The following is a 24,590-nucleotide window of genomic DNA, read 5'->3' on the forward strand; positions in this document are numbered from 1 at the left end:
CGTCACGACCAGCGCAAGGGCGGCGCCTCGGCCTTCAGGGCCAGCAGCGCCGCGCGCAGCCGCGCCATGAAGGCGTGCCGGTCGCCGTTCCAGCTCAAGGACTCGCCGACCAGCACCGCGCAGTTCAGCGGGGCGGGGATCGCCTCGCCCTTGGGCAGGACCCGGCCGGCCCCCTGGATCCAGACCGGCGTCACCGGCGCCTCCGGGAAGGCCTCGGCCAGGCGGGCGACACCGCTTTTCAGCTGGCCCAGCTCGTCGCCGTCGCCGCGCGTGCCCTCGGGAAAGACCACCACGATCTCGCCGGCCGCCAGGGCCGCGCGGGCCGGCGCCAGGACGTCCTCGCCAGCGCCGGCCTTCAGCCGCGCCACCGGCACGATGCCGATCACGTGGCGCGAGAACCAGCCGATCACCGGATCCTTCAGGAAGTAGTCGGCCGCCGCCACCGGCCGCACGCGGCCCACGGCGCGCGACGGGAAGATCGCCAGGAGCAGCAGGGTGTCGACATGGCTGGAATGGTTGGCCGCGACGATGGCCGGCCCTTTCAGGGGCAGGCGTTCGCGGCCGGTGACGTCGGCCCCGGTCAGGAACAGGGCCATGGGCCGGGCCACCAGCACCAGCAGCAGGAAGCGCAGCCAGCCCACGGTCAGAACTTCTGGAGCGCGAACAGCGCCAGCAGGTGGAAATAGAGCGGGGCGGTGAAGGTCAGGCTGTCGGCGCGGTCCAGCACCCCGCCGTGGCCGGGAATGGCGTGCGAGGTGTCCTTGACCCCGATGTCGCGCTTGACCGCGCTCATGGTCACGTCGCCGGCGAAACCCGCCACGGGCAGGGCCAGGGCGACGACCAGCAGGCCGTGGCCGGCCAGCGGCGTGAACACCGGTCCCGCGAACCAGATCAGCAGGCCCGTCGCCAGCCAGCCGCCCAGGAAGCCCTCCCAGGTCTTGTTGGGGCTGACGGTGGGCGCGATCTTGTGACGGCCCAGCAGCTTGCCGAACACGTACTGGGCCACGTCGTTGAACTCGGTGACCAGCAGCAGGAAGAACACCAGTCCCGCCGCCCCGGCCGGCAGGCGGTCGGTGTCCGGCGTCCGCATCAGGAAGGCCGCGAAACCCAGGTTGTAGACGCAGGTCACCAGCCCCCAATGGAAGGTGGCGGCGGTCGTGAGGAAGCCGCGCGTCTGGCCCAGCATCGCCATCAGGAACGGCAGGCCCAGGAACGTCCAGACCGGGATGAACACCAGATAGAACATGTAGCGGTCGGCGGCGATGAAGCCGTAGGCGGCCAGCAGGATCAGATAGGCCGCCAGGATCGCGGGGCGATCCTCCTTGCGGATCGGAGCCAGGGAGAGGAACTCGCGCAGGGCCATGAACGAGATCAGGGCGAAGACGAGCACCGTCGCCTGCCAGCCCAGCAGCAGGGCCCCGGCCAGCAGGGCCACCATCACCCACCAGCTGGCGATCCGCTGGCGCAGCTCGCGATAGGCGTCGCCCGGCTTGAGCGCCGTCAGCACCGTGGCGATCGCCCCGGCCACGCTCAGCAGGGCTGTCACCCCGGCCAGGCCGATCAGCAGGACCGGCGGCTGGGCGGCGAAGAAGGCGCGAACGGTCGAGACGATGTCCATGCGGCTCCCGCCAAACACCCCTGGAGGTGAACCGGTTTAGCTATAGCCTAGTTCTCGACTTGGAGGAGCACATGACCCAGGACCTGGACAACCGCCGCCCGTTGAAGGTCCGCGACGCCGCCTTTGCCCGGCGGATGGCCCAGCGCCTGGCCGAGGCCAAGGTCAGTCCCGACGCCGTGTCGGCGGCCGGCGTCGCCTTCGCCGCCCTGGGCGGATCGCTGCTGATGACCGCCGGCGGGCTGGAAGGCTGGCTCGCGCGGGCGGTGGTCCTGGTGCTGGCGGCGGTCTCCATCCAGGCGCGGCTGCTGTGCAACCTGCTGGACGGCCTGGTGGCGGTCGAGCACGGAAGGGGCGGAACCGCCGGGCCGATCTGGAACGAGCTGCCCGACCGGATCGCCGACGTCCTGCTGCTGGCCGGGGCCGGCTATGGCGTCCAGACGGCGGGCCTGGACGGCGGCGCGGCGGTCGGCTGGATCGCGGCGGTGCTGGCGGTGCTGACGGCCTACATCCGCGAACTGGGCCGGGGGCTGGGACAGCCCGCCGACTTCTCCGGCCCGATGGCCAAGCCACAGCGCATGGCCGTTCTGACCGCGTTCTGCCTGATCTCGGTGTTCGAACCGCTATGGCGCGGCCACGGCCAGATGCTGCTGTGCGGCCTGCTGGTGATCGCGGCGGGAACGCTGATCACCGTGGTGAGGCGGACCAGGAACTTGGCGCGGGGGCTGCGCGGTTAGCGGCGTCGCTAGCGCTTACCGCGCGGCGCGGCCGACCCGCCCGGACGCGGCCCGCTCGGTTTGCCGCCCGCGCGCGGCGGACCCTTGGGGCCGTCCGGTCGAGCGCCGGCCTTGGCCATCCCCGGCTTGGACCACACCTTGCCGGCTTCGCCAGGCTTGCCCGCGCCGGTCGCCTTGACCGCGCTGGGCTTGCCGCCCGGACGCGCGCCGCCGGGCTTTCCGCCGGTCTTGGCCGGACCGTCGCCCAGAGGCTTGTAGCCATTGGCCCGCAGCGCGCCGAGCTTGGGTTTGGACGACTCCTGGCCGCCGGTCTTGGCCGGCCGCGCATCCTTGCCCTGGGCCGCGCGCTTGTCCGCCGCGTTCTTCTCGGCCATCTCCCTGTCGCGGATCCGCTTGGCGGCGGCGTCGCGGTAGGTCAGCGGCTTGGGGCCGATCATCTTGCTCTCGATCGACTTCTTGGCGTGCGCGACCGGCGCGCGGCCAGCGATCGCCGGCTTCTTCTTCGGCTTGGCCCAGCCTGGCTTGCGGACGAACTTCTCTTCCTCGACCCTTTCGTCGGGGATCAGGATCGAGGTCTGGACCGCCTTGTTGGTGCGCGGCACGCCGCGCCGCTGCATGTCGCCGCCGCCCGCGGTGCCCACCGCCTTCAGAGGGTCGGCCACGCCGATGAACTGCGGCTTGTCGCCCTTGGGCATGTTCTCTTCGGCGACGATGCCTTCCAGCAGCTCGCGGATCACCCGGGGGCCGACCTCCTCGACCTGGCCCGGCAGCAGGGTGCCCAGGGCGAACGGGCCGTAAGACAGGCGGATCAGGCGGTTGACCTTCAGGCCGATGGACTCCAGCACCCGCCGCACTTCGCGGTTCTTGCCTTCGCTCAGCGACAGGGTGATCCAGATGTTCTTGCCGCCGCCGGCCTTTTCCTGGGCCTTGTCCAGGCGCGCCTCGATCGGGCCGTAGCGGACCCCCTCGACCGTGCAGCCGTCCTTCAGCCGATCCAGCTTGGCCTGGGTGGTGTCGCCGAAGGCGCGGGCGCGGTAGCGGCGGACCCAGGCGTTGTTCGGCATTTCCAACGCGCGCGACAGGGCGCCGTCGTTGGTCAGCAGCAGCAGGCCCTCGGAGTTGAGGTCCAGACGTCCGACCGAGATCAGGCGCGGCAGGTCGCGCGGCAGGGCCGAGAACACCGTCGGGCGCTGCTTGGGATCGTTGTGGGTGGTCATCAGCCCGGTGGGCTTGTGATAGCGGAAGACCCGCGTCGCCTCGGGCGCGTCGATCATCTTGCCGTCGACGGTCAGGATGTCGTCGGGGCGGACCTTGATGGCGGGGGTGGTCAGGACTTCGCCGTTCAGGGCGACCCGGCCGTCCTCGATCAGCCGCTCGACCGCCCGCCGCGAGGCCACGCCGGCCCGGGCCAGCATCTTGGCGACCCGCGCGCCGTCTCCGTCGTCGTCTTGACCCGGAATGGCGTTGTCATGCAGGTGGGGCTGGTATTTGTCGGTCACGGCGTCGGTCCTTCAAGGGCTGGGCGCATCTCACGATGGGCGGTTTTCTAATGCGCACCGAACTGGGCGGGGATCAAGGTGGACGCCATTCAGAAATAGTATATACTAAGTATGTCATACCATGGAGCGCGCGATGAAGTACGAGCCGCTGAAGCGTCATCTCGACGGCATGTTCCAGCACGGCGAAGTGCGCCTCGGCTTCGCGGAGATCGAGCGGATCCTGGGGTTTGACCTGCCGCGCTCGGCCTACGACCACCCGGCTTGGTGGTCGAACACGCGCGCTGGGCATTCGCATGCCGCAGCCTGGCTGGACGCCGGTTGGAAGACGGTCGCGCTCGATCGCGAGGCGCGGGAGGTCGGTTTCATCAAGGCGGGCGGCCCCGCCAGGGGCGTCGCCGAGGAGCGCACGCCGTTCCTGCGAGACGAGCCGTCCGTCGTGGCCTTTCCGCTGGACGCGCTCGGCGAGCGCGCCGTGCGGATGCTTGATGGACATGTGAAGGCTCACGGCGGCGACCGGACCAGCGCCTGCATCGCTCTGCTCGACCAGTTGGCCAATGATCGGCTGGCGGCGATGGTCGATTGGTTCCAGAAGGCTTCGCCGCCATCCACCGTGGACGCTGTCGATTTGATCCGTGAAGACCGCGATGCGCGATGAGGTCGTCCTGGACGCTTCGGTGGCGACCGATTGGCTTCTTCCAGGACCACGTTCCACGACGGCGCCGGCGTCAGTGCGATCCGGCGCGCGGAGGATCGCGCCGGATCTGATCTTTGCCGAGTTTGTCTCCGTCGCCGCCAGGTTCGTCAGGCGCGGCATAGTCTCGAAGTGGGTCGCGCGTGAAGCGGTCGAGCAGCTTCCTCAGTTGATCGACGAGGTCGCGCCGTTGAGCGAGTTGGCCGGACCCGCCTACGATCTGGCGACGGACCATGGGTTCTCCGCCTACGACTCCGTCTATCTGGCCTTGGCTCGACAACGTGGGGCGCCGCTGGTCACGGCGGATGCAAAGCTTGTTAGAAGGGCCATCGACATCGGCATGGCCAACCATGTCCGCCTATTGATCCCGGAGTCCTGATCATCGCCGCCGCCCCGCTCACCGACGAAGCCGCCATGGCCCTGGCCCTGGACGAGGCTCGCGCCGCCGCCGAGGCGGGCGAGACGCCGGTCGGGGCGGTGATCCTCGATCCGGCGACCGGCGAGGTGATCGCCCGGGCCGGCAACGGGCCGATCGGCGCCCATGACCCGACGGCCCACGCCGAGATCGCCGCCATGCGGATCGCCGCCGCCAAGCTAGGGAACTACCGGCTGACCGACCTGACCCTGGTGGTGACGCTGGAGCCCTGCGCCATGTGTGCGGGGGCGATCAGCCATGCGCGGATCGGGCGGGTGGTGTTCGGCGCCGAGGATCCCAAGGGCGGGGCGGTGATGCACGGCCCGAAGTTCTTCGCCCAGCCCACCTGTCATTGGCGACCGGAAGTCACGGGCGGAGTGATGGCCCAGGAGAGCGCCGACCTGCTGCGGGGGTTCTTCCGCGAGCGGCGGAAAAAGTAGCCCAAACGCCCGAGGGCTAGTTCACCATCGCCGAGCCGAGCAGCACCTTGGAGCCCTTGCGGCCCAGCACCTTGTCGGCGGCTTCCTGCATCTTGCCCCCCAGATAGTTCAGGTCCGGCGCCGAACCGCGCGGCATGCCGGCGGTGTAGGTCATCAGCACCTGGGCGAAGGCGGCGCGCAGGCGGGGCTCCGACTGCTGGGCGCGCTCCATCAGGGCCGGATCCAGCGCCTGCACCCCGGCCTCCAGGGTCATGACCCCCCGGCGGCCGTCGCGGCGGATCGTGGTCGCCGTCAGCGGCTGCAGGGCGAAATAGGTCACGGGCGCCTTCTTCTCCTCCTTGCCGTGGCCGGCGAAGGCGGGCGGGGCGGCCAGGCTGGCGGCGGCCAGCAGCGACAGGACGGAGAGGGCGAGAGCGCGACGCATGAGGCCTTGTGACACGACGTGGTTGACGTCCTCTTTACGTCTGACGGGCACAAAGGGGCGTTAACCATGAATCGTCCCGCGCGCGGCGGATCACGTGCAGTTCGCGGCGGGGACGTAGGAGACTGAAATTGGGGCGCTTTTCACCGAAAAAGCTCGATCTGGACGGCAAGGTCATCCTGGTGACCGGCGGCACCGGTTCGTTTGGCCGTCGCTTCATCGAAACCGTCCTGCGACGTTCGGACCCGCGGAAGGTGATCGTCTATTCCCGCGACGAATTGAAGCAGAGCGACATGCAGCTGGAGCTGCGCGAGCAGTTCGACGAGGCGACCTACGGAAAGATGCGCTTCTTCCTGGGTGACGTGCGCGACCGTGAGCGCCTGACCCTGGCCCTGCGCGGCGTCGACATCGTCATCCACGCCGCGGCGCTGAAGCAGGTGCCGGCCGCCGAGTACAACCCCTCGGAATGCATCCACACTAACATCATGGGCGCCGAGAACGTGGTCTGGGCCAGCCTCAACAACCACGTCAAGCAGGTGGTGGCCCTGTCGACCGACAAGGCTTGCAACCCGATCAACCTGTACGGCGCGACCAAGCTGGCCTCGGACAAGACCTTCGTGGCCGCCAACAACCTGTCGGGCGACATCGGCACGCGCTTCGCGGTGGTCCGCTACGGCAACGTCGTGGGCTCGCGCGGCAGCGTGGTGCCGCTCTACAAGCGCCTGCTGAGCCAGGGCGCGACCGAGCTGCCGGTCACCGACGCGCGGATGACCCGCTTCTGGATCACGCTGAACGAAGGCGTGGAGTTCGTGCTGTCGTCGCTGGAGATCATGCGCGGCGGCGAGATCTTCGTGCCCAAGATCCCGTCGATGACCATGCCCGACCTGGTCAAGGCCATGTCGCCGGACGTCGGCATGAAGATCGTCGGCATCCGCCCGGGCGAGAAGCTGCACGAGATGATGATCAGCGCCGACGACGCCCGCGCGACCGTCGAACTGGACGACCGCTACGTGATCGAGCCGACCTTCGTGGAGTATCCGCGCAAGCCGTTCCGGGGCGAGGCGAAGGCCAAGGACGTGGCCGAGGGCTTCAGCTACAGCAGCGACAACAACGACGACTGGCTCAGCGAGGACGGCCTGAACGCCATGCTGGCCGAGAAGGCCTGATGAGCAACCCGCTGTTCCTGCCGTACGGCCGTCAGACCATCGAGGACGACGACGTGGCGGCGGTGGCGGCGGCCCTGCGCGCCGATTTCCTGACGACGGGGCCGACCGTCGAGGCCTTCGAGAGCGCCTTCAAGGCCAAGGTCGGGGCCGAGCACGCCATCGCCGTGGCCAACGGCACCGCCACCCTGCACCTGGCGATGCTGGCTCTGGGCGTCGGCGAGGGCGACGTCTGCATCGCGCCCTCGGTCACCTTCCTGGCGACGGCCAACTGCGCCCGCTACGTGGGGGCCGAGGTGGTGTTCGCCGACGTCGATCCCGACAGCGGCCTGATGACGCCCGAAACCCTGGCAGAAGCTCTGACCCGCGCGCCTGGTCGCCGGGTGAAGGCCGTCCTGCCAGTGCATCTGCGCGGCGACGTCTGCGACCTGCCGGTGCTGCGCGAACTGGCGGCCGGAGCCGGCGCGGCGCTGGTCGAGGACGCGCCCCACGCCCTGGGCTCGGTCGCCACCTTCGATGGCGTCGCCCATCCCGTCGGCGACGGCGCCTATTCGGCCTTCGCCAGCTTCTCGTTCCACCCGGTCAAGACCCTTGCCACGGGCGAAGGCGGCATGCTGACCACCAACGACGCCGCCCTGGCGGCGCGCGCCCGCAGTCTGCGCGGCCACGGCATGGTCCGCCCGGCCGGCGCCGAGCCTTGGGTCTACGAGATGCCGGAGCTGGGCTTCAACTACCGCATCCCCGACGTGCTCTGCGCCCTGGGGATCTCGCAGCTGTCCAAGCTCGACCGCTTCGTCGCCCGTCGCCGGACCCTGGCCGCGCTCTACGCCGAAAAGCTGGCCGCCCTGGCCCCGACCGTGCGCTTGGCCGAGAGCCCCGCCTGGTCAGACCCGGCCCTGCACCTGCTGACCGTGCTGATCGATTTCGAAGCCGCCGGAACCACCCGCCGCGCGGTGGTCGAGGCGCTAAAGGCGCAAGGCGTCGGCAGCCAGGTCCACTACATCCCGGTGCACACCCAGCCCTACTACCAGGCCCGCTACGGCGCCCTGGACCTGCCCGGCGCCGATGCCTGGTACGCCCGCTGCCTGACCCTGCCGCTGTATCCGACGATGGAAGACGGCGATGTCGATCGGGTGGTCGAGGCGCTGGCGGCGGCGCTGGGGTGCTAGATGCCCAAGTACCGCCACCGGTATCACTTCCCGGAGCGGACGATCGACGGTTTGGGCGTCCTGACCTACGCCGATGACGACGCGGCGATCCACGCGCTGGCGGCGCTCGACACTGAACGTGTTCCGGTTGAACTCTGGCGTCAGGAGCGAAAGCCGAGGCTTCTGGCGACCAAGGCCGAGGACGGCTCGGTCACCCGCGCCTCAGTGGCCTAGGCCGCCGCCTTCTGCTGAACCATGCCCTTGAGCAGGTCCATCGTCTCCGGAGAAGCCGCCAGTTCCTCGCGGGCTTCGGGGGCGCGGGCCAGTTTCATGACCTCGACCTTGGCCTTGTCGGCGACGGGGCCCGTGGGTCCGGCCTCGCCCATGGCCAGCTTGATCAGCACCGACATCTTCTGAGCCAGGGGCGCGGGCGCGCGGACCAGCATGGTGACCAGGCGGGCGTCGACCTCGATCATGCCGCCGACCTCGCCCAGCCGGGCGCACAGCGGTTCGTAGTCCTCGACCACCAGGCCCGAACGGACCAGGGCGCGTTGCAGGCCGGCCAGGGCGGCCAGCTTGGCGGCCGCCGAGTCGGGTCCCTGGCGCAGTTCGCGTTCGAAGCGCAGGGCCAGGACGTTGGCCGACAGCCAGCGGGCGGCGGTGCGCTTGTTGACCGCGCCCATGACGTTCTCGGCCAGGCGGATCAGCATCTGCACCTCCTCGCGCGACGAGCGGTCGCGGCCGAGCAGGGCTTCGATGAACTCGCCGTTCAGCAGGGTCTTGGAGCGGGTGGTGAAGGCGCTGGTGATGTCTTCCGGCGGCAGGATGCGGCCCGCGGCGGCCGTCAGGCTCATGGCCAGGGCGCGCAGGAACTCGATCTCGGCCTCGGCGTCGGCGGGCTTGAGGCGACGCACGCCGTTCAGCTCCTTGAGCACCCGCTGGGCGATCGACATGCGCACGGCGGGAAATTCCTCGCCGCTGAGCCATTCGCACAGGCGCTTGGCCGTGCCGTTCAGCTCGGGCATGCAGTTGCGCACCCCGGCCTCGACGCGGATCAGGCCTTCGACCTGGGCGCCGCCCGCCAGGCGGGTCATGGCCGCCAGGGTGGTGCCGAGGTCGGCTTCGCCGCCCTCCTTGTTGCTGCCCAGCAGGTCGGCCATGCCGGCCTTGGAGCCGATGATCTCGGCCAGGGGCGTCTCGATGGCGGCCAGCGCGGCGGCGCGGGCCTTGGGATCGGTGGGCGCGGCGTCGGCCAGGTCGAGCAGGCGGGCCAGCTTCTCGGACCAGTTCTTGCCGGGCGCGATCGAGGCGGCGACGCCGGCCCCCAGCAGGAAGGCGCGGTCGGGATCGATGGCCAGCCGCTCGGCGGCGCGGGCGAAGCCTTCCTTGTCCAGGTCGGGCAGGTCGCCCTTCTTGAACGCCTTCATCAGGTTGGCGACGGTGCGTTCGACCAGGCCCTGGAAGGTGCGGATCAGTTCGTGGACCGACATGCCCCGGGCTTCGGCCTCGGGAATGGCGATCTTCTGCAGGGCGTGCTGCAGGTCGGTGCCGGAGGCTTCCAGCTTCTCGACCAGGTCGGGACGGTGCAGCAGCTCGAACGGCGTGGCGTGGTGACGCTCCAGGAAGCCTTCCAGCAGCCGGCCGATGCGGTCGCGCGCGTGGGCGGTGTAGAGGTCGGACGGCTGGACGCAGAGCGGTTCCAGGTCCTCCTGCACCTTCTTGGGCTTGCCGCCGTCGACCTGGCCCTTGGTGAAGATCGAGATCGACTTGTATTCGCGGGTGTCGGGGTCGAGGGTTTCCTTGCTGACGCGCACGGCGACGGCCCGGCCCTGCTCCAGCGCCTCCTCGGCGGTCTGCAGGGCGTGGGTCCGGATCTCGGTCGCCATGTCGAGCGTCCACTGCGCGCCGACCTTGCGGCGCACGAACAGCTCGTAATGGACTTGGTCGCTCATCAGCAAAAGGCTCCCCGAGACTCCGTTATGGGATACAAGACCTTAAGGTGAGGTTGCCGCCCGAAACGCCTTGTGCGCGGCCCGCCAGGCCCCTTCGGGACGTACGCGCCGTAATCGCGCCACGCTGGGGCCGCAAAAGACCGGGAAAGCTTAGCCGCTCCGCGCGTTGTAGCGGGCGACGCCGATCGATAGTATCGGCAGGAAATCCGCGAAAGGACCCATAGGGCTCGATGGCCGATATTACTCTTATCGACGATGACGAGAACATCGTCGCCTCGGTTTCGCTGGCGCTGGAAAGCCATGGCCACGTGGTGAAGGCTTATTACGACGGCGCGTCGGGGCTCGACGCGGTCGAGAGCCAGGCGCCCGACCTGGTGATCCTGGACGTCAAGATGCCGCGCATGGACGGCATGGAAGTGCTGCGCCGCCTGCGCCAGACCACCGAAATCCCGGTGATCATGCTGACCTCCAAGGACGACGAGATCGACGAGATCCTCGGCTTCAACCTCGGGGCCGACGACTACATCCACAAGCCGTTCAGCCAGCGCCTGCTGCTGGAGCGGGTCAAGGCCGTGCTGCGCCGGGCCCGTCCCGAAGAGGACGAGCCCGGCGTCGCGCCGGGCGCGGCCAATTCCAAGATCATGAAGCGCGGCAAGCTGACGCTGGACTCCGCGCGTCACGACAGCCTGTGGGACGGCCGGCCGGTGCGCCTGACGGTCACCGAGTTCCTGCTGCTGCAGTCGCTGGCCCAGCGCCCGGGCTTCGTGAAGAGCCGCGACAACCTGATGGACGCCGCCTACGACGATCAGGTCTATGTCGACGACCGCACCATCGACAGCCACATCAAGCGGATGCGCAAGAAGTTCCGCCAGGTCGATCCGGAATTCGATTCCATCGAGACCCTGTACGGCGTCGGCTACCGCTATCGCGAATCCTGATCCCGCCGTGGGATCGGAGGCCGCAGCCAAGCCGAAACGGCGGATGACCTGGCCCAGACCGGCTTGGCCCAAGCTTGCCTGGCCCCCTAAACTCGCCTGGCCCAGGGGTTCGCGCCTGGGCCGGCTGATCATCGGGCTCAACCTGCTGGCCTTGGCCGTGCTGCTGGGCGGGGCGCTGGTGCTGAACGAGCTGCGCAGCGGCCTGATCAACACCCGCATCGACAGCCTGACCACCCAGGGCGAGCTGATCGCCAACGTGATCGACCTGGCCGCGACCGTCGGCGATCCGGAACCGCGCCTGGTGCCCGACCAGGCCAGCGACATCCTGCAGAGCCTGTTCATCCCGCGCTCGCAGCGCGCGCGGCTGTTCGACGCCCAGGGCAACCAGCTGGCCGATTCCTACGTGGTCGCCGACCGGGTGGAGTCCAAGGTCCTGCCGCCGGCCCGCAAGCCCGGCCAGCCGGCGTTCGGCCTGCCCGCCCAGGACACCGACGCCAAGCCGGAGGTGGCGCGCGCGGCGCGGGCCGCCCTGGCCGCGGAGATCGCCCAGGCCAAGCTGGGCGAGCCGGTGGCCGGCACCCGCATCGACGAGATGGGCGAGCGCGTGGTGTCGGTGTCGATCCCGATCCAGCACGTGCGCGCCGTCTTGGGCGTGCTGACCCTGGAAGCCGGCGACATCGACCAGATCATCGCCGCCGAGCGCAAGGCCCTGCTGCCCTTCGCCCTGATCGCCATCGCCACCACCCTGATCTCGTCGTTCCTGCTCAACCGCCTGATCGCCCAGCCGGTGCTGCGCATGGCCAGCGCCGCCGACCGCGTGCGGCTGGACGGGGCCCGGGCCATCTCGCTGCCCGACATCTCCGACCGCAAGGACGAGCTGGGCGACCTGTCGCGGGCCCTGGAGGAGATGACCGACTCGATGTCGGAGCGGATGGACGCCATCGAGCGCTTCGCCGCCGACGTCGCCCACGAGATCAAGAACCCCCTGACCTCGATCCGCTCGGCGATCGAGACCCTGGACCTGGTCACCGACCCGGCGGCCCGGGCCCGGCTGCTGGGCATACTGCAGCAGGACGTCACCCGCCTGGACCGGCTGGTCACCGACATCTCCAACGCCTCCAGGCTGGACGCGGAGCTGTCGCGCGAGGCGCCGCGGGCCTTCGAGCTGAACCTGCTGCTAGCCGAGGTGATCCATCTGTACGAGGCGCAGCTGCGTCCGGGCGAGGCGCCGGGCAGCGTGCGGGTGACCTTCGACGCCAAGGCCGCCCCGCAGCACGCCCGGATCGTGGCGCGCGAGACCCCGATGGGCCAGGTGTTCCGCAACCTGATCGACAACGCCCGCTCGTTCAGCGCCGCCGACGGCGAGGTGCGGGTGACGCTGAAGCGCGATCCGGGACTGCGCGATCATCACAACCGCTTGATCGTCACGGTCGACGACGACGGTCCCGGCATTCCGCCCGACAACCTCGAGACCATCTTCGAGCGGTTCTACACCTCGCGGCCGAAGGGCAAGGCGTTCGGCGGCAATTCGGGCCTGGGCCTGTCGATCGCCCGCCAGATCGTCGAGGCGCACGGCGGGACCATGCGGGCCGAGAACCGCAAGACCGCCGAGGGCAAGGTGATCGGCGCGCGGTTCCGGGTCGACCTGCCCGAGGCCGGCGCCCACAACGCCCACCATCACGGCGGCTCGCGCGACGGGGGTTCGCGCGAATGATCCGCCATGCGGGGCTGATCGCCCGCCGGATCGCCGGCGAATGGCGCGGCGCGCTGATCGAAGGCCCATCGGGCGTCGGCAAGAGCGACCTGGCGCTGCGGGCCCTGGACCAGGGCTTCGTGCTGGTCGCCGACGACCGCACCCTGGTGTTCGCTTCCGGCGGCAAGCTCTATGGCCGCGCGCCCGACGCCCTGGCCGGACTGATCGAGGCGCGAGGCCTGGGCGTGCTGCCCCAGCCCTATCGGCCGTTCTGCCGGATCGATCTTCTGGTGCGCTGCGTGGATCGGCCGCAGGCGGTCGAGCGGCTGCCCGATCCCGCGTTCGAGGCCGTCGAAGGCGTTTCCACGCGGGTTCTGCACCTGTGGCCTCTGGAACCCGCCGCGCCGGGGAAAATCCGACGGATGTTTGAGCATCTTGGAGTCCCCGACTAACAAGCGTATCAAGGCGGCCCGCGCGGCCCTCCCTGGCCGCCACGGGTTATGGGGATCCCGTTTGAGAGATCAGGCATGATCGGGCTCGTGATAGTCACGCACGGGCGGCTGGCGGAGGAGTTCGTCTCCGCCATGGAGCATGTGGTCGGACCGCAGAGCGCGGTGAAGGCCATCTGCATCGGCCCGGAAGACGACATGGAGCGTCGCCGGTCGGACATTCTGAAGGCGTGCGCCGCTGTCGACCAGGACGGCGACGGCGTGATTCTGCTGACCGACATGTTCGGCGGCACGCCGTCGAATCTGGCCATCTCGGTGATGGAGCAGACCAAGGCCGAGGTGATCGCCGGTCTGAACCTGCCGATGCTGATCAAGCTGGCCAGCGTGCGCCAGCGCGAAAACCTGCAGGCCTGCGTCGCCCACGCCCAAGAGGCTGGACGCAAATATATCTCCGTGGCCTCCTACGTGCTCGCTGGGGAAAAGTGAGTCGCATGGCGGCGCGCACGGTCGAGATCGTCAACGAGCGGGGCCTGCACGCCCGCGCCTCGGCCAAGTTCGTCAAGCTGGCCTCGGGTTTCGACGCCGAGGTCACGGTCGCCCGCGACGGGACCAGCGTCGACGCCCGCTCGATCATGGGCCTGATGATGCTGGCCGCCGGCATCGGCTCGACCATCGACATCGAGGCCGAGGGCCCCGAGGCCGACGCGGCCGTCGAGGCCCTCACCGAGCTGGTGTCCAACCGCTTCGACGAGGAGCGGTAGGGCTCAGCAGAGGGGCTCAGCAGAAGATTGGCGCGACGCTCTCCAGACGGGCGCGGGCGGCCGGGCTGACCTCGCCGACGGTCTTCAGGAACCCTTCGTTGCGCAGCGCCGAGCCGATGAAGGTCCAGCGCATCGCCTGGTGCTGGACCTCGCCGAAGGTCTTCTTCTCGGCGTCCGACAGCGAACGGCCCGTGGCGGCCTCCAGCGCCGAGCGGTCCAGCTCGACCTGCTGGGCCAGGCCGCCGTCGATGAAGGCGCCGATGTCCAGGAAGTCGTCGACCGCCTTGTCGACCTGTTCCGGTGTGGCCCGGGCGGCCAGTTCGAGGAAGACCAGGGCGTCCAGCTTGGCGTGCTGGGACTCCTCGATCCAGTGGTGCTTGAGCAGGCTCTTGAACTGCGGGTCGAGATCCTGGTCGTCCTGGACGCTTTCGACATAGTGGCGCTGGGTCGCCCATTCGATGCCGAGGACGAACAGCGCCAGCCCAAGGCGGCTATGGTCGCGGACCGCCGCGCCGATCGCATCGGCCGGCCCGATGAAGCCGCAGGGCGTGTCGAAACCGTCCTCGAACGCCTGCCGGAAACGGACGAACAGCTCGATATGCTTGGCCTCCTCGACCGCGAACTGGGTCAGGGCCGGCGTCCGGTGCGGATCCTGGCCCGGCTTGGACGGGGCCAGGTCCTCGATCAGCGGCAGGATGCAGCGCTCCACCAGCTCGAACATCGCCAGATAGACGAAGCCGCGGATCTGGTTGAGCTTCAGGCGTTCGGCCGGGCTCAGGAAGTCGAGCGCCGCCGTGCGGGCGAAGGTCTCCGGCATGAACGGCTTGGAAAAGTCCATCGGCTTGTCGAGGCCGATGATGTCCTCGATGCGCCAGTTCACGCGCTTGGAGGTTTCGAGCAGGCGCTCGTAGTTCAGGTCCTGGATCATGGGTCGTCTCCTCGCGCGGCGAGGCGCCCCCTCGGGCGCATGCCGCGACGGTGAGCTCGCCGCCGGCTAGTTGTTGGCGGTGGTCGGGTCGATGATCTGCGGGATCTCGGTGATCGAGGTCACCGGAAAGCCGCTCAGCTCGGCATGGGCGTGGATCACGTCCTCGCCGTCCGCGAGATAGATGCAGAAGGTCCGATCACCAGCGACATAGCTGTGCTGCCACTGGATGTTCCGGCCTATCTTTTCGATCGCCTGGTTCGAGGCGCGAGCAGCCCCACAGAGCTCGATGATCGACATGCCGCCGATCCCGGGGATTTCGCGTTCGACCAGGTAACGCTTGAGATGGCCCATGGCGCCGCCCCGCATCACCCTTGGAATGACCACAGCATCGCGCCGTCGCGCGCCGGGCACAATCCAAACCTTGTGGCGCTGGCTAAAGGTTTTGCTTATGATACGGCATGCCGGCGCCCCCTTATCTCCGATCCCTGCAGGCGTTGGAGCTGGCCGTGCGCCACGGCTCCTTCGTCGGGGCCGCCGTCGATCTGGGCGTCACCCCCGCCGCGGTGGGCCAGAGGGTGAAGGCGCTGGAGGACTATCTGGGCGTCGAGCTGCTGGTCCGAGGACGCGCGGGCGTCAGCGCGACCCCGGCCCTGAGCTCGGCCTTGCCGCGTTTGCGCGAAGCGTTCCAGGCGCTGGAGGCGGCGGCCGAGGAACTGGAGCTGCAGCGCGGCCGTGAACTGCACATCGCCGCGGCGTCCGACGTCGCGGAGCTCTGGCTCAAGCCCCGCCTCGAGCGCTTCCGGGCCCTGCATCCCAACATCCTTTTCACCGTCAACGGCGAGGGCGACGCGCCGCGACGGCTGGGGCGGGTCGACTGCGAGATCAGCTTCGCAAGCGCCGGCGAGGATCCCACGCGGCGGCTGCTGTTCCGGGACTACGTGGTTCCGGTGGCCTCGCCCGAAAACGTCGCCCGCACCGCGCATATCGACCTGAAGACCCGGCTCGAGGGCTTCCCGATCCTGCACCTGGACTTCTACAAGGACGATCCGGCCGGTCTTTCCTGGCCGGACTGGGTCGCGGCCAACGGCGTTTCACGGGCCTTTCCGGAGCGCGGGATGCGCTTCCAGCGCATCGGCTCGGCCCTCGACGCGGTGGCGGCCAATGCGGGGGTGACCCTTTGCGGCCTGGCCCTGATCACCGAGCAACTGGACGCCGGCGTCGTCGCCCTGCCGTTCCCGATCGAGACCGGACGCTGGAGCGAGCACGGTTTCGTGGCCCGTTTCAGGTCGGACCTCGCGGGTCAGAGACACGTCGAGCGCTTCCGCGCCTGGCTGCTCGAGGAGGCGCGGCTCACCGCCGACAGGCTGGCCGCGATCGTCGACAGCCGGCTCTAGCGGACGGCTACTCCGCCGCCACGCTTTCCAGCGCGACGGTCTTCACGCCCATCGGACGCAGGTCCAGGTCCCGGAACAGCGCGCTGTCCTCGTCCTGGCCGGGCAGGGGCGTGGTCAGCAGCTTGCCGCCGACGAAGATCGAGTTGGCGCCGGCCAGGAAGCACAGGGCCTGCAGCTCGCGGTTCATCTCGTCGCGGCCGGCCGACAGGCGGACCATCGATTTGGGGCAGACGATGCGGGCCACGGCGACCGTGCGGACGAACTCGATCGAGTCGATCTGGCCTTCCTTCAGCACCTTGTCGCCCAGCGGCGTGCCGCTGACCGGCACCAGGCCGTTGATCGGCAGGCTGTCGGGGTGGGCCGGCAGGGTGGCCAGCTGGTGCAGCAGGCTGGCGCGGTCGCGGCGGGTCTCGCCCATGCCGACGATGCCGCCGCAGCAGGTGCTCATGCCCGCGTCGCGCACATAGGCCAGGGTGTCGAGGCGCTCCTGGTAGGTGCGGGTCGAGACCACGTCGCCATAGTACTCGGGGCCGGTGTCGAGGTTGTGGTTGTAGTAGTCCAGGCCGGCGTCCTTGAGCTCCTTGGCCTGCTGCGGCGTCAGCATGCCCAGGGTCGCGCAGGTCTCCAGGCCCAGCGCCTTCACGCCGCCGATCATCGCCGCCAGCTTGGGCAGGTCGCGGTCCTTCAGCTCGCGCCAGGCCGCGCCCATGCAGAAGCGTTGGGCTCCGCCGTCGCGCGCCTCGCGGGCCTTGGCGATCACGACCTCGGCGTCCATCAGCTTCTCGGCCTTCAGGCCGGTCTTGAAGTGGGCCGACTGGCTGCAATAGCCGCAGTTCTCGGCGCAGCCGCCGGTCTTGACCGACAGCAGCTGCGACAGCTGCACTTCCGACGGATCGAACCATGCCCGGTGCACGGTCGCGGCCTGGAACATCAGCTCCATGAACGGCTGGTCGAACAGGGCCTGGACCTGGTCGAGGGTCCAATCGTGACGGGGCTGGGCGGCGTTGATCTGGCTCATGGCGCGCAGGTTTGGACTCGGTCACTTCGATTGGCAAGCACGTCCCGCGTGCGAAGGCTGGTAATAGCCCGATGCAGCCAAAGTCGGTTCGCGAGGTTATAAGGTGCGCATGGATCACGAAATCGAGCTGAAGTTCCTGATCGCACCAGAGGCTTCGAACGCGGTCCTGGCCCGGCTCGAGGGGCGGGAAGCGGTTCGGCAGCTCGACGCCACCTATTTCGACACCATCGACCACGCCCTGCGCAAGGCGGGCTTCGGTCTGCGCATCCGCGACGGCGAGAACGGCCGCAAGCAGACCCTGAAGTCGGCCTCGTCGGGCGGGGTGTTCGCCCGCGGCGAATGGGAGAGCGCCGTGGAGGGAGCCGAGCCCGACCGCGACCTGCTGGCCAAGACCCCGGCCGCCAAGGCAATCAACGGCGACACTCTGGTTGCGGTGTTCACCACCAACGTCAAGCGCGTGACCCGGCTGATCGAACGCGACGGCGCGACCATCGAGGCGGCCCTCGACCAGGGCGAACTGCTGGCCGACGACCGCCGCGCGGCGGTCAGCGAGCTCGAGCTGGAACTGAAGACCGGCGCGCCGAGCGTGCTGTTCGACCTGGCGCGCGACCTGGCCGCCCACGCGCCGCTGCGGCTGTCGCTGGTCAGCAAGGCCGAGCGTGGCTACGCCCTGGCGCTCAACGAAACGGACGGACCCCGCCCCGACGCGCCGCTGGATCCCGGCGCGACGACCGGAGAGGCGTTGCAGGCGCTCGGCCGGACGGCCCTGTGCCGCCTGTGCGCCGCCGCCGAAGCCCTGCACGCCCGCCCCGGTCCCGAACGGGTGCACAAGCTGCGGGTGGCGGCGCGACGGTTCCGGGCCCTGCTGTCGACCTTCAAGGCCCTGGCCGGCGCTCCGGACGCCGCTCACGTCAAGGCCGAGCTGAAATGGCTGGCCGACGAACTGGGCGAGGCGCGGAACCTGGACGTGTTCATCGCCGACGTCTGGCGGCCGGCCGCCGAAAGCCAGGCTGCGGGGGATCCGGCCGCGCAGGACCAGCCCGACGCGGCGGCCCAGGAGGAGGCGCAGGCCCTGGCGGCGTTCGGCAAGGCGCTGCTGTCGGCCCAGACCGACGCCTACGCCAAGGCCGACGCGGCCGTGGACAGCGCTCGCTTCCGCGCCCTGGCCATCGACGCCGCCGCCTGGCTGGAGGCCGGGGCCTGGACCACCGACAAGGCTCTCGAGAAGCGCCGCGACAAGCCCGCCGCCGACTTCGCCGCCAAGGCGTTGGACAAGCGCCGCCGCCGCATCCGCAACGACGGCCGCGACCTGGCCGCCCTCGGCCCCGAGAACCGTCACCACCTGCGCATTCGCGGCAAGAAGCTGCGCTACGCGGTCGAGGACCTAGGCGGGTTGTTCCCCGACCATCCCAAGCGCCTGGCCCGCTTCGTCGAGGCGACCAAGGATCTGCAGGACGTCCTGGGCGTGCTCAACGACCTGGCCGCCCGCGAGGCCCTGGCCCGTGAGGTGGCGCTGTCCTGCGAGGACCCCCAGGCCGCCTTCGCCGCCGGTCGCCTGACGGCGGGCCGAGCCGAGCGCGAGGCCGAGCTGTTGGCCGAGGCCCAGGGCGCCTACGTCACCTTCGCCGAAGCCAAGCGGTTCTGGTGACCGCCCCTCATTCCGGAAGCGCCGCATGAAAGTCGAGATCTCGATCCTGACCTTGGCGGCCGTCCTCGCCCTCGTGCCCGGCGTGGCCGGAGCCGACGGCGTGAGCAGCTTCAAGGACTGGACGGTGGTCTGCGACAACCTGCGAAACTGCCAGGTCGCCGGCTTCTCGGCTGACGACAGCGAACTGCCCGCGGTGCTGCGCCTGAGCCGAGCGGGCGGGGCGGGCGCGCCGGCCAAGGTCGAGATCGACCTGCTGGGCGAGACCGGCTTCGAGGGCAAGACCCCGACCCTGGCCGTCGACGGACGGGTCGTGATGACGGGCAAGACGGTGACTTCGCGCGACAGCGCGGACTTCACGGTCGTGCTCGACGACGCCCAGGTGGGACCGCTGCTGGGCGCGGCCCGCAACGGGACGCTTCTGTCGATCCGGTCCGGCGACAAGGACCTGGGGCAGGTGTCCCTGGCCGGCATGGTCGCGGCCCTGCGCTACGCCGACGACCAGCAGAAGCGGGTCGGCACGGTGACGGCCATGGTCGCCAAGGGCGCGGCGCCGGCCTCCAGCGTCCCCCCGCCGCCGCCCGCGCCGCTCCTGCACGCCGCTCCGGCGGTCGCCCAGACCGGCCTGCCGACCAGGCCGCCGGCGGCGACCAAGGCGCTGGTCGGCAAGGCCGAATGCGATGTCGAGCCGGGCTCCGAGGGCGAACCCGAAGCCTGGCGGCTGTCGGCCGACAAGGTGCTCTGGCGAATGCCCTGCGGCGGCGGGGCCTATAATTTCAGCGGCCTGTTCGTGGTGGTCGACAAGGCTGGCCGCGCCAGCCTGGCGCCGCTGGAAGGCGTCGACGACGGCCTTGCCACCAATGCCGGCTACGATCCCAAGACCCGCATCCTGTCGTCCTACGACAAGGGGCGCGGGGTCGGCGATTGCGGCGGCTCGAGCGAGTGGGTGTGGACCGGCGAGGTCTTCGCCCTGTCCCAGGCGGCGACCATGCCGGTCTGCCGGGGTTATGGCGGCGATTGGCCGATCGTGTTCCGCGCCGAGGTCCGGTAGCGGGGCGGCATATAAAGAAATCCTTATGCCTTAATTGCGAGAACTGGCGGGGCGCGGTATAGACCGCGCAAGACCATCCCCCGACCGCAGGAGCCCGACCGTGGCCGACTACATCGTCAAGGACATCTCGCTCGCCGATTACGGCCGCAAGGAAATCGCCATCGCCGAGACCGAAATGCCCGGTCTGATGGCCACCCGCGCCGAATACGGCCCGGCCCAGGTCCTGAAGGGCGCCCGCATCGCCGGCAGCCTGCACATGACCATCCAGACCGCCGTTCTGATCGAGACCCTCACCGCTCTGGGCGCCGACGTCCGCTGGGCCTCGTGCAACATCTTCTCGACCCAGGACCACGCCGCGGCCGCCATCGCCGCCGCCGGCGTCCCGGTGTTCGCCTTCAAGGGCGAGAACCTGGTCGAGTACTGGGAATACGCCCACAAGATCTTCGAATGGTCGGACGGCGGCTATCCGAACCTGATCCTCGACGACGGCGGCGACGCGACCCTGCTCTGCGTGCTGGGTCCGAAGGCCGAGAAGGATCCCTCGATCCTCAACAACCCGACCAACGAGGAAGAAGAAGCGCTCTACACCGTGATGAAGCGCTACCTGGCCGAAAAGCCGGGCTTCTACTCGGCGATCCGCGACGCCATCGGCGGCGTGTCGGAAGAAACCACCACGGGCGTGCACCGCCTGTACCAGATGGCTCAGAAGGGCGAACTGCCGTTCCCCGCCATCAACGTCAACGACAGCGTCACCAAGAGCAAGTTCGACAACCTGTACGGCTGCCGGGAATCGCTGGTCGACGCCATCCGTCGCGGCACCGACGTCATGCTCTCGGGCAAGGTCGCGGTGGTCTGCGGCTACGGCGACGTGGGCAAGGGCTCGGCGGCTTCGCTGCGTCAGGGCGGCGCCCGCGTGATCGTCACCGAAATCGATCCGATCTGCGCCCTGCAGGCGGCGATGGAAGGCTATGAAGTCCAGACCCTGGACGACTGCGCCGGCCGCGCCGACATCTTCGTCACCGCCACGGGCAACAAGGACGTCATCACCGTCGATCACATGCGGCAGATGCGCAACAACGCCATCGTCTGCAACATCGGCCACTTCGACTCGGAAATTCAGGTCGCCGGCCTGAAGAACTTCAAGTGGGACGAGATCAAGCCGCAGGTCCACCACATCGAGTTCCCGGACGGCAAGAAGATCATCCTGCTGTCGGAAGGCCGCCTGGTGAACCTGGGCAACGCCACCGGCCACCCGAGCTTCGTGATGTCGGCTTCGTTCACCAACCAGACGCTGGCCCAGATCGAACTGTGGACCAACAAGACGGCCTACAAGAACGACGTCTACACCCTGCCCAAGCACCTGGACGAAAAGGTCGCCCTGCTCCACCTGGAGAAGCTGGGCGCCAAGCTGTCGACCCTGCGCAAGGACCAGGCCGACTACATCGGCGTACCGGAAAAGGGCCCGTTCAAGCCGGACCACTACCGCTACTAGGCCTGGCTCCAAGCCAAGCCGGAAGGGCCCGTCGCGGAAACGCGGCGGGCTTTTTATTGGACGCTGAAGCAATTTTGGCATGCTCGTCGCGCGGATAACGATGTTCGATGACGTATGCGCCACTCATGGCCGTGCTTGCCCTATTCAAGTCCGCAATGCTCGGCTAAGCCGCTTGTCATGCCGCTTGCTCTGATCATCTCCAGCCATGTCGCCGGCAGCCGGGTCGGCGCGTCGGCCCAGGCCGCCGCCCTCGTGCAGTTCCGCATCGACTCGATGATCGTGCCGACCGTGCTGTACGGCCGCCATCCCGGCTGGGGCATTCCCGGGGGCGCGCCGGCCCCCATCGAGGTGATGGAAGGCATGCTCGACGGCATCGAGGCCAACGGCCTGTTCGGCCTGACCGACGTGGTCATCACCGGCTATTTCGCCAGCGCCGCCCAGGTGCGCGCCGCGGCCCGCACCATCGACGCCGTGCGCGCCGCGCCGCGCGACGGCGCCGCCGCCCGCAAGCCGACCGTGATCATCGACCCGACCATGGGCGACGCCGGCAAGGGCCTGTACGTCCCGGCCGAGGTGGCCGAGGCCATCGCCGCCGACCTGATCCCCCGCGCCGACATCGTGGCCTGCAACGCCTGGGAGCTTCAACGCCTGACCGGCACGGACTCGCGCGATCCGCAAGCCGCTGTGCGGGCGGGGCGTCTGCTGAACAAGCCGACCCTGGTGTCGTCCGTGCAGAGAGGGAACGAGATCGGCGTCGTCTATGTCGACCGCAAGGAAGCCTGGCTGGCGGCCCACGCCAAGGCCGAGCGCTCGCCCAGCGGCACCGGCGACCTGCTGACCGCCCTCTACGCCGCCTCGATCCTGGAAGGCCAGACCATCTCGTACGGCCTGGCCCGCGCCGTCGGCGGCGTGGCCGAGACGGTGACGGCGGCCAACATCTGGAACGCCCCCGAACTGCCGATCGTGGCCATGGCCGCGCGCATCAAGCAGACCTCGCCGACCGTGCGGATCGAGCGGCTGGCTTAATCGCCGAAGTGCGCCGCTAGGTTCGTCAGCACCAGGTCTGCCATGGCCTTGCGGCCCTCTATCGTCGCGCTGCCGGTGTGGGGTTGCAGCACCACGTCGTCGCGATCCAACAAGGCGGCGGGAACGTGCGGCTCGTCCGCGAAGACGTCCAGCGCCGCTCCGGCGATGACGCCGGCTGCCAGCGCCGCGATCAGGGCCGCCTCGTCGACCACCGAACCCCGTGAGACATTGATCAGCAGGCCGCGCGGACCCAGGGCTTCCAGCACGGCGGCGTCGACAAGGGCCTGCGTGCCCGACCCGCCGGCGGTGGCCACGAACAGCACCTCGACGTCGCGCGCCAGGTCCAGCGGGCTGGCGGCATAGGCGTAGGGCGCGTCGTCCACGGGCCGACGGCTGTGATAGGCGACCTGGGCGGCGAAGGGCGCGACGCGCGCGGCGATGGCCCGGCCGATCTGGCCCAGCCCCAGCACCCCGACGCGCCGGCCGCTGGCGCGCGAGGCCAGGGGCGGGTTCGCACCCGGCGTCCATTGGCCCGCGCGCACGAAGCGGTCCCCGACCATCATCCGCCGCGACAGGGCCAGCCACAGGCCGACGGCCAGGTCGGCGACGTCGTCGGTGAGCACGCCGGGCGTGGTCGTCACCGCCACCCCGCGCGCGGCGGCGATGTCGAGGTCGACGGCGTCCAGGCCGACGCCGTTGACCGCCACGATCTCCAGCGCCGGCAGCCGGGCCCAGAGATCGGCCGGAACGCCGGTTCCGCCGCCGGTGACGACCCCGCGCACCTTGGGGCCGACCGACTCAAGCAGGGCCTCGGGATCGGCGGCGCGGTGCAGACGGTGGACGGCGTAGCGGGCGTCCAGGCCGGCTTCCAGAGTTTCCGAGAACGACTGCAGCGACAGCAGGTCGACGGCCATGGGCGGACTCCGGGCGGGACGTTATCCTCCGATGGCAAACCCGGCCGGCCTGGGCTAGACGAAATCGCATGACCGTCGACATCACCGGCTTCTGCCCCGACCGCTTTTCCGCCGTCCGCGACGCGTTCGCGGCCAATTTCGAGAACGCGGGCGAGCTGGGCGCGCGGTTCAGCCTGGCCATCCATGGCGAGGTCGTCGTCGACCTGATGGGCGGCTTCGCGGACCGCAAGCGCGAGGTCGCGTTCGGGCCCGACACGCTGACGCCGCTGTTCTCGACCACCAAGGCCGTCGCGGCCCTGCTGATCGCTCGGCTCGTCGACCAGGGCAAGCTGACCTACGACCAGACGGTGGCCTCGGTCTGGCCGGAGTTCGCGCAGAACGGCAAGCAGGACGTCACGGTCGGCCAGGTGATGTCGCACCAGGACGGGCTGTCGGGCTTCCCGGACGAGACCGACCCGTCGATCTGGTTCGACTGGCAGGCCACGACCGCCAAGCTGGCCGCCATGGCCCCGCTGTGGCCGGTCGGCTCGGCCAGCGGCTACCACCCGGTGACCTTCGGCTTCACGGCCGGCGAAATCTTCCGCCGGGTCGACGGCCGGACCATGGGGACCGCCCTGCGCGAGGACCTGGCCGAACCTCTGGACCTGGACATCTGGATCGGCCTGCCCGACAGCGAGCACGCCCGCTGCGCCGAACTGATGCGGCCCACGGCGCTGCCGAAGTTCGGCGAGATCAACGAGGCGGTGAAGGCCGCCTTCATGACCAAGTGGGCGGCGCCCGGCGGACGCGGCACGGCGGACTGGCGGCGGGCCGAAATCCCGTCGGCCAACGGCCACGCCACCGCCCCGGCCCTGGCCCGTCTGATGGGCGCCCTGGCGTCCGGCGGCGAGCTGGACGGCGTCCAGGTGCTGTCGCCGGCCCTGATCGCCCAGGCGAGCGCCGAGCGGATCGTCGGCCAGGACCTGGTCCTGCCCTATGTGATCAGCTGGGGCGCCGGCTTCATGCGCAACACGCCCAACTTCTTCTACGGTCCGAATCCGGACGCCTTCGGCCACAGCGGCTGGGGCGGCTCGTGCGCCTTCGCCGATCCGGCGCGCGGCGTGTCGGGGGCCTATGTGATGAACAAGCAGGGGACCGAGCTGATCGGCGACCCGCGCGCCGTGCGTCTGATCCAGGCGGCCTACACCGCGCTCTAACGGC

27 protein-coding genes are annotated in these 24,590 nt (G+C 69.6%); 18 read left to right on the plus strand and 9 right to left on the minus strand.

Annotation, left to right across the window (positions count from 1 at the left end):
• Positions 1–2: 2 nt before the first annotated feature.
• Both AC1DMQ_RS15910 and AC1DMQ_RS15915 read right to left on the minus strand, forming a co-directional pair.
• Positions 3–641 carry a lysophospholipid acyltransferase family protein gene (locus AC1DMQ_RS15910; RefSeq protein ID WP_477034526.1) on the minus strand — a complete coding sequence of 213 codons (639 nt, stop codon included), beginning with the start codon at positions 639–641 and terminating at the stop codon, positions 3–5.
• A 2-nt stretch (positions 642–643) separates the two neighbouring features.
• Positions 644–1,618, minus strand: coding sequence for a phosphatidate cytidylyltransferase (locus AC1DMQ_RS15915; protein ID WP_477034527.1), 975 nt, complete (start codon positions 1,616–1,618; stop codon positions 644–646).
• Positions 1,619–1,689: 71 nt separating this feature from the next.
• Here AC1DMQ_RS15915 and AC1DMQ_RS15920 point away from each other — a divergent pair, with 71 nt between their 5' ends.
• On the plus strand, positions 1,690–2,352 hold the full coding sequence (locus tag AC1DMQ_RS15920; protein WP_477034528.1) for a CDP-alcohol phosphatidyltransferase family protein: 663 nt from the start codon (positions 1,690–1,692) through the stop codon (positions 2,350–2,352).
• Positions 2,353–2,360: 8 nt separating this feature from the next.
• Here the strand turns inward: AC1DMQ_RS15920 and AC1DMQ_RS15925 are convergent, their stop codons facing one another.
• Positions 2,361–3,851: a pseudouridine synthase gene (locus tag AC1DMQ_RS15925; RefSeq protein ID WP_477034529.1), complete on the minus strand. Its 1,491-nt coding sequence runs from the start codon at positions 3,849–3,851 to the stop codon at positions 2,361–2,363.
• Between the two features lie 133 nt (positions 3,852–3,984).
• Here AC1DMQ_RS15925 and AC1DMQ_RS15930 point away from each other — a divergent pair, with 133 nt between their 5' ends.
• From AC1DMQ_RS15930 to tadA, 3 genes are read left to right on the plus strand one after another with little or no spacing between them, the layout of a single operon-like run.
• On the plus strand, positions 3,985–4,506 hold the full coding sequence (locus AC1DMQ_RS15930) for a DUF7662 domain-containing protein (RefSeq protein WP_477034530.1): 522 nt from the start codon (positions 3,985–3,987) through the stop codon (positions 4,504–4,506).
• Positions 4,484–4,921: a type II toxin-antitoxin system VapC family toxin gene (locus AC1DMQ_RS15935; RefSeq protein ID WP_477034531.1), complete on the plus strand. Its 438-nt coding sequence runs from the start codon at positions 4,484–4,486 to the stop codon at positions 4,919–4,921. The genes AC1DMQ_RS15930 and AC1DMQ_RS15935 overlap by 23 nt, the downstream gene beginning before the upstream one ends.
• Complete coding sequence (gene tadA, locus AC1DMQ_RS15940; protein WP_477034644.1) at positions 4,918–5,397, plus strand: tRNA adenosine(34) deaminase TadA; 480 nt, start codon at positions 4,918–4,920, stop codon at positions 5,395–5,397. Before AC1DMQ_RS15935 ends, tadA begins: the two co-directional genes overlap by 4 nt.
• 16 nt (positions 5,398–5,413) lie before the next feature.
• On the opposite strand, the gene AC1DMQ_RS15945 is transcribed toward tadA, so the two are convergent.
• A complete protein-coding gene (locus AC1DMQ_RS15945) occupies positions 5,414–5,821 on the minus strand; it encodes a hypothetical protein (RefSeq protein ID WP_477034532.1) in 408 nt (135 codons plus the stop codon).
• A gap of 128 nt (positions 5,822–5,949) precedes the next feature.
• Here AC1DMQ_RS15945 and pseB point away from each other — a divergent pair, with 128 nt between their 5' ends.
• The 3 genes from pseB to AC1DMQ_RS15960 are packed head-to-tail and all read left to right on the plus strand — an operon-like array spanning position 5,950 to position 8,363.
• Entirely contained in the window at positions 5,950–6,984 is a 1,035-nt protein-coding gene (gene pseB / locus AC1DMQ_RS15950; RefSeq protein WP_477034533.1) for a UDP-N-acetylglucosamine 4,6-dehydratase (inverting), read from the plus strand.
• Positions 6,984–8,150 (plus strand): UDP-4-amino-4,6-dideoxy-N-acetyl-beta-L-altrosamine transaminase, encoded by a 1,167-nt coding sequence (gene pseC / locus AC1DMQ_RS15955; RefSeq protein WP_477034534.1) that lies wholly within the window; start codon positions 6,984–6,986, stop codon positions 8,148–8,150. The genes pseB and pseC overlap by 1 nt, the downstream gene beginning before the upstream one ends.
• On the plus strand, positions 8,151–8,363 hold the full coding sequence (locus AC1DMQ_RS15960) for a hypothetical protein (RefSeq protein ID WP_477034535.1): 213 nt from the start codon (positions 8,151–8,153) through the stop codon (positions 8,361–8,363).
• Here the strand turns inward: AC1DMQ_RS15960 and AC1DMQ_RS15965 are convergent.
• A complete protein-coding gene (locus AC1DMQ_RS15965) occupies positions 8,360–10,081 on the minus strand; it encodes a hypothetical protein (RefSeq protein ID WP_477034536.1) in 1,722 nt (573 codons plus the stop codon). The genes AC1DMQ_RS15960 and AC1DMQ_RS15965 overlap by 4 nt on opposite strands.
• A 230-nt stretch (positions 10,082–10,311) precedes the next feature.
• On the opposite strand from AC1DMQ_RS15965, the gene AC1DMQ_RS15970 reads away from it, so the two are divergent.
• From AC1DMQ_RS15970 to AC1DMQ_RS15990, 5 genes are all read left to right on the plus strand, one after another.
• Complete coding sequence (locus AC1DMQ_RS15970) at positions 10,312–11,019, plus strand: response regulator transcription factor (protein WP_165190936.1); 708 nt, start codon at positions 10,312–10,314, stop codon at positions 11,017–11,019.
• A gap of 43 nt (positions 11,020–11,062) precedes the next feature.
• A complete protein-coding gene (locus AC1DMQ_RS15975; protein ID WP_477034537.1) occupies positions 11,063–12,733 on the plus strand; it encodes a sensor histidine kinase in 1,671 nt (556 codons plus the stop codon).
• Positions 12,730–13,164: an HPr kinase/phosphorylase gene (locus AC1DMQ_RS15980; RefSeq protein WP_477034538.1), complete on the plus strand. Its 435-nt coding sequence runs from the start codon at positions 12,730–12,732 to the stop codon at positions 13,162–13,164. The genes AC1DMQ_RS15975 and AC1DMQ_RS15980 overlap by 4 nt, the downstream gene beginning before the upstream one ends.
• Positions 13,165–13,239: 75 nt before the next feature.
• Entirely contained in the window at positions 13,240–13,647 is a 408-nt protein-coding gene (locus AC1DMQ_RS15985) for a PTS sugar transporter subunit IIA (protein ID WP_029909326.1), read from the plus strand.
• Positions 13,644–13,922, plus strand: a complete 279-nt coding sequence (locus tag AC1DMQ_RS15990; protein WP_165190933.1) for an HPr family phosphocarrier protein — start codon at positions 13,644–13,646, stop codon at positions 13,920–13,922. Before AC1DMQ_RS15985 ends, AC1DMQ_RS15990 begins: the two co-directional genes overlap by 4 nt.
• 16 nt (positions 13,923–13,938) lie before the next feature.
• Here AC1DMQ_RS15990 and AC1DMQ_RS15995 read toward each other — a convergent pair whose 3' ends face one another.
• Positions 13,939–14,850 carry a diiron oxygenase gene (locus tag AC1DMQ_RS15995; RefSeq protein ID WP_477034539.1) on the minus strand — a complete coding sequence of 304 codons (912 nt, stop codon included), beginning with the start codon at positions 14,848–14,850 and terminating at the stop codon, positions 13,939–13,941.
• Between the two features lie 66 nt (positions 14,851–14,916).
• Complete coding sequence (locus AC1DMQ_RS16000; RefSeq protein ID WP_477034540.1) at positions 14,917–15,201, minus strand: DUF4242 domain-containing protein; 285 nt, start codon at positions 15,199–15,201, stop codon at positions 14,917–14,919.
• 107 nt (positions 15,202–15,308) lie between these two features.
• On the opposite strand from AC1DMQ_RS16000, the gene AC1DMQ_RS16005 reads away from it, so the two are divergent.
• The gene (locus AC1DMQ_RS16005) at positions 15,309–16,244 is read left to right on the plus strand and encodes a LysR substrate-binding domain-containing protein (protein ID WP_477034541.1); all 936 of its coding nucleotides are present in this window, start codon (positions 15,309–15,311) and stop codon (positions 16,242–16,244) included.
• A gap of 7 nt (positions 16,245–16,251) precedes the next feature.
• On the opposite strand, the gene bioB is transcribed toward AC1DMQ_RS16005, so the two are convergent.
• Positions 16,252–17,262, minus strand: coding sequence for a biotin synthase BioB (gene bioB / locus AC1DMQ_RS16010; protein ID WP_477034542.1), 1,011 nt, complete (start codon positions 17,260–17,262; stop codon positions 16,252–16,254).
• 109 nt (positions 17,263–17,371) lie between these two features.
• Between bioB and AC1DMQ_RS16015 the strand changes: the two genes are divergently transcribed.
• The 4 genes from AC1DMQ_RS16015 (at position 17,372) to AC1DMQ_RS16030 (ending at position 22,476) form a co-directional block, all read left to right on the plus strand.
• Positions 17,372–18,910, plus strand: a complete 1,539-nt coding sequence (locus tag AC1DMQ_RS16015; RefSeq protein ID WP_477034543.1) for a CYTH and CHAD domain-containing protein — start codon at positions 17,372–17,374, stop codon at positions 18,908–18,910.
• Between the two features lie 25 nt (positions 18,911–18,935).
• Complete coding sequence (locus AC1DMQ_RS16020; RefSeq protein ID WP_477034544.1) at positions 18,936–19,958, plus strand: DUF1176 domain-containing protein; 1,023 nt, start codon at positions 18,936–18,938, stop codon at positions 19,956–19,958.
• A 100-nt stretch (positions 19,959–20,058) separates the two neighbouring features.
• Positions 20,059–21,450, plus strand: coding sequence for an adenosylhomocysteinase (gene ahcY / locus AC1DMQ_RS16025; protein WP_477034545.1), 1,392 nt, complete (start codon positions 20,059–20,061; stop codon positions 21,448–21,450).
• A 177-nt stretch (positions 21,451–21,627) separates the two neighbouring features.
• Positions 21,628–22,476, plus strand: coding sequence for a pyridoxal kinase (locus AC1DMQ_RS16030; protein ID WP_477034546.1), 849 nt, complete (start codon positions 21,628–21,630; stop codon positions 22,474–22,476).
• On the opposite strand, the gene AC1DMQ_RS16035 is transcribed toward AC1DMQ_RS16030, so the two are convergent.
• On the minus strand, positions 22,473–23,390 hold the full coding sequence (locus AC1DMQ_RS16035) for a 2-hydroxyacid dehydrogenase (protein WP_477034547.1): 918 nt from the start codon (positions 23,388–23,390) through the stop codon (positions 22,473–22,475). The genes AC1DMQ_RS16030 and AC1DMQ_RS16035 overlap by 4 nt on opposite strands.
• 68 nt (positions 23,391–23,458) lie before the next feature.
• Between AC1DMQ_RS16035 and AC1DMQ_RS16040 the strand changes: the two genes are divergently transcribed.
• Complete coding sequence (locus AC1DMQ_RS16040; protein ID WP_477034548.1) at positions 23,459–24,586, plus strand: serine hydrolase domain-containing protein; 1,128 nt, start codon at positions 23,459–23,461, stop codon at positions 24,584–24,586.
• The last annotated feature ends 4 nt before the right edge of the window (positions 24,587–24,590 follow it).

It is taken from the genome of Caulobacter sp. 05L422 (genome assembly GCF_056397765.1).

Coding starts and splice junctions, on each gene's coding strand:
- AC1DMQ_RS15915 (WP_477034527.1), bottom strand. CDS start 1,618: ATGGACATCGTCTCGACCGTTCGCGCCTTCTTCGCCGCCCAGCCGCCG.
- AC1DMQ_RS15920 (WP_477034528.1), top strand. CDS start 1,690: ATGACCCAGGACCTGGACAACCGCCGCCCGTTGAAGGTCCGCGACGCC.
- AC1DMQ_RS15930 (WP_477034530.1), top strand. CDS start 3,985: ATGAAGTACGAGCCGCTGAAGCGTCATCTCGACGGCATGTTCCAGCAC.
- AC1DMQ_RS15945 (WP_477034532.1), bottom strand. CDS start 5,821: ATGCGTCGCGCTCTCGCCCTCTCCGTCCTGTCGCTGCTGGCCGCCGCC.
- pseC (WP_477034534.1), top strand. CDS start 6,984: ATGAGCAACCCGCTGTTCCTGCCGTACGGCCGTCAGACCATCGAGGAC.
- AC1DMQ_RS15960 (WP_477034535.1), top strand. CDS start 8,151: ATGCCCAAGTACCGCCACCGGTATCACTTCCCGGAGCGGACGATCGAC.
- AC1DMQ_RS15965 (WP_477034536.1), bottom strand. CDS start 10,081: ATGAGCGACCAAGTCCATTACGAGCTGTTCGTGCGCCGCAAGGTCGGC.
- AC1DMQ_RS15970 (WP_165190936.1), top strand. CDS start 10,312: ATGGCCGATATTACTCTTATCGACGATGACGAGAACATCGTCGCCTCG.
- AC1DMQ_RS15975 (WP_477034537.1), top strand. CDS start 11,063: ATGACCTGGCCCAGACCGGCTTGGCCCAAGCTTGCCTGGCCCCCTAAA.
- AC1DMQ_RS15980 (WP_477034538.1), top strand. CDS start 12,730: ATGATCCGCCATGCGGGGCTGATCGCCCGCCGGATCGCCGGCGAATGG.
- AC1DMQ_RS15985 (WP_029909326.1), top strand. CDS start 13,240: ATGATCGGGCTCGTGATAGTCACGCACGGGCGGCTGGCGGAGGAGTTC.
- AC1DMQ_RS15995 (WP_477034539.1), bottom strand. CDS start 14,850: ATGATCCAGGACCTGAACTACGAGCGCCTGCTCGAAACCTCCAAGCGC.
- AC1DMQ_RS16000 (WP_477034540.1), bottom strand. CDS start 15,201: ATGGGCCATCTCAAGCGTTACCTGGTCGAACGCGAAATCCCCGGGATC.
- AC1DMQ_RS16005 (WP_477034541.1), top strand. CDS start 15,309: ATGCCGGCGCCCCCTTATCTCCGATCCCTGCAGGCGTTGGAGCTGGCC.
- bioB (WP_477034542.1), bottom strand. CDS start 17,262: ATGAGCCAGATCAACGCCGCCCAGCCCCGTCACGATTGGACCCTCGAC.
- AC1DMQ_RS16015 (WP_477034543.1), top strand. CDS start 17,372: ATGGATCACGAAATCGAGCTGAAGTTCCTGATCGCACCAGAGGCTTCG.
- AC1DMQ_RS16020 (WP_477034544.1), top strand. CDS start 18,936: ATGAAAGTCGAGATCTCGATCCTGACCTTGGCGGCCGTCCTCGCCCTC.
- AC1DMQ_RS16030 (WP_477034546.1), top strand. CDS start 21,628: ATGCCGCTTGCTCTGATCATCTCCAGCCATGTCGCCGGCAGCCGGGTC.
- AC1DMQ_RS16035 (WP_477034547.1), bottom strand. CDS start 23,390: ATGGCCGTCGACCTGCTGTCGCTGCAGTCGTTCTCGGAAACTCTGGAA.
- AC1DMQ_RS16040 (WP_477034548.1), top strand. CDS start 23,459: ATGACCGTCGACATCACCGGCTTCTGCCCCGACCGCTTTTCCGCCGTC.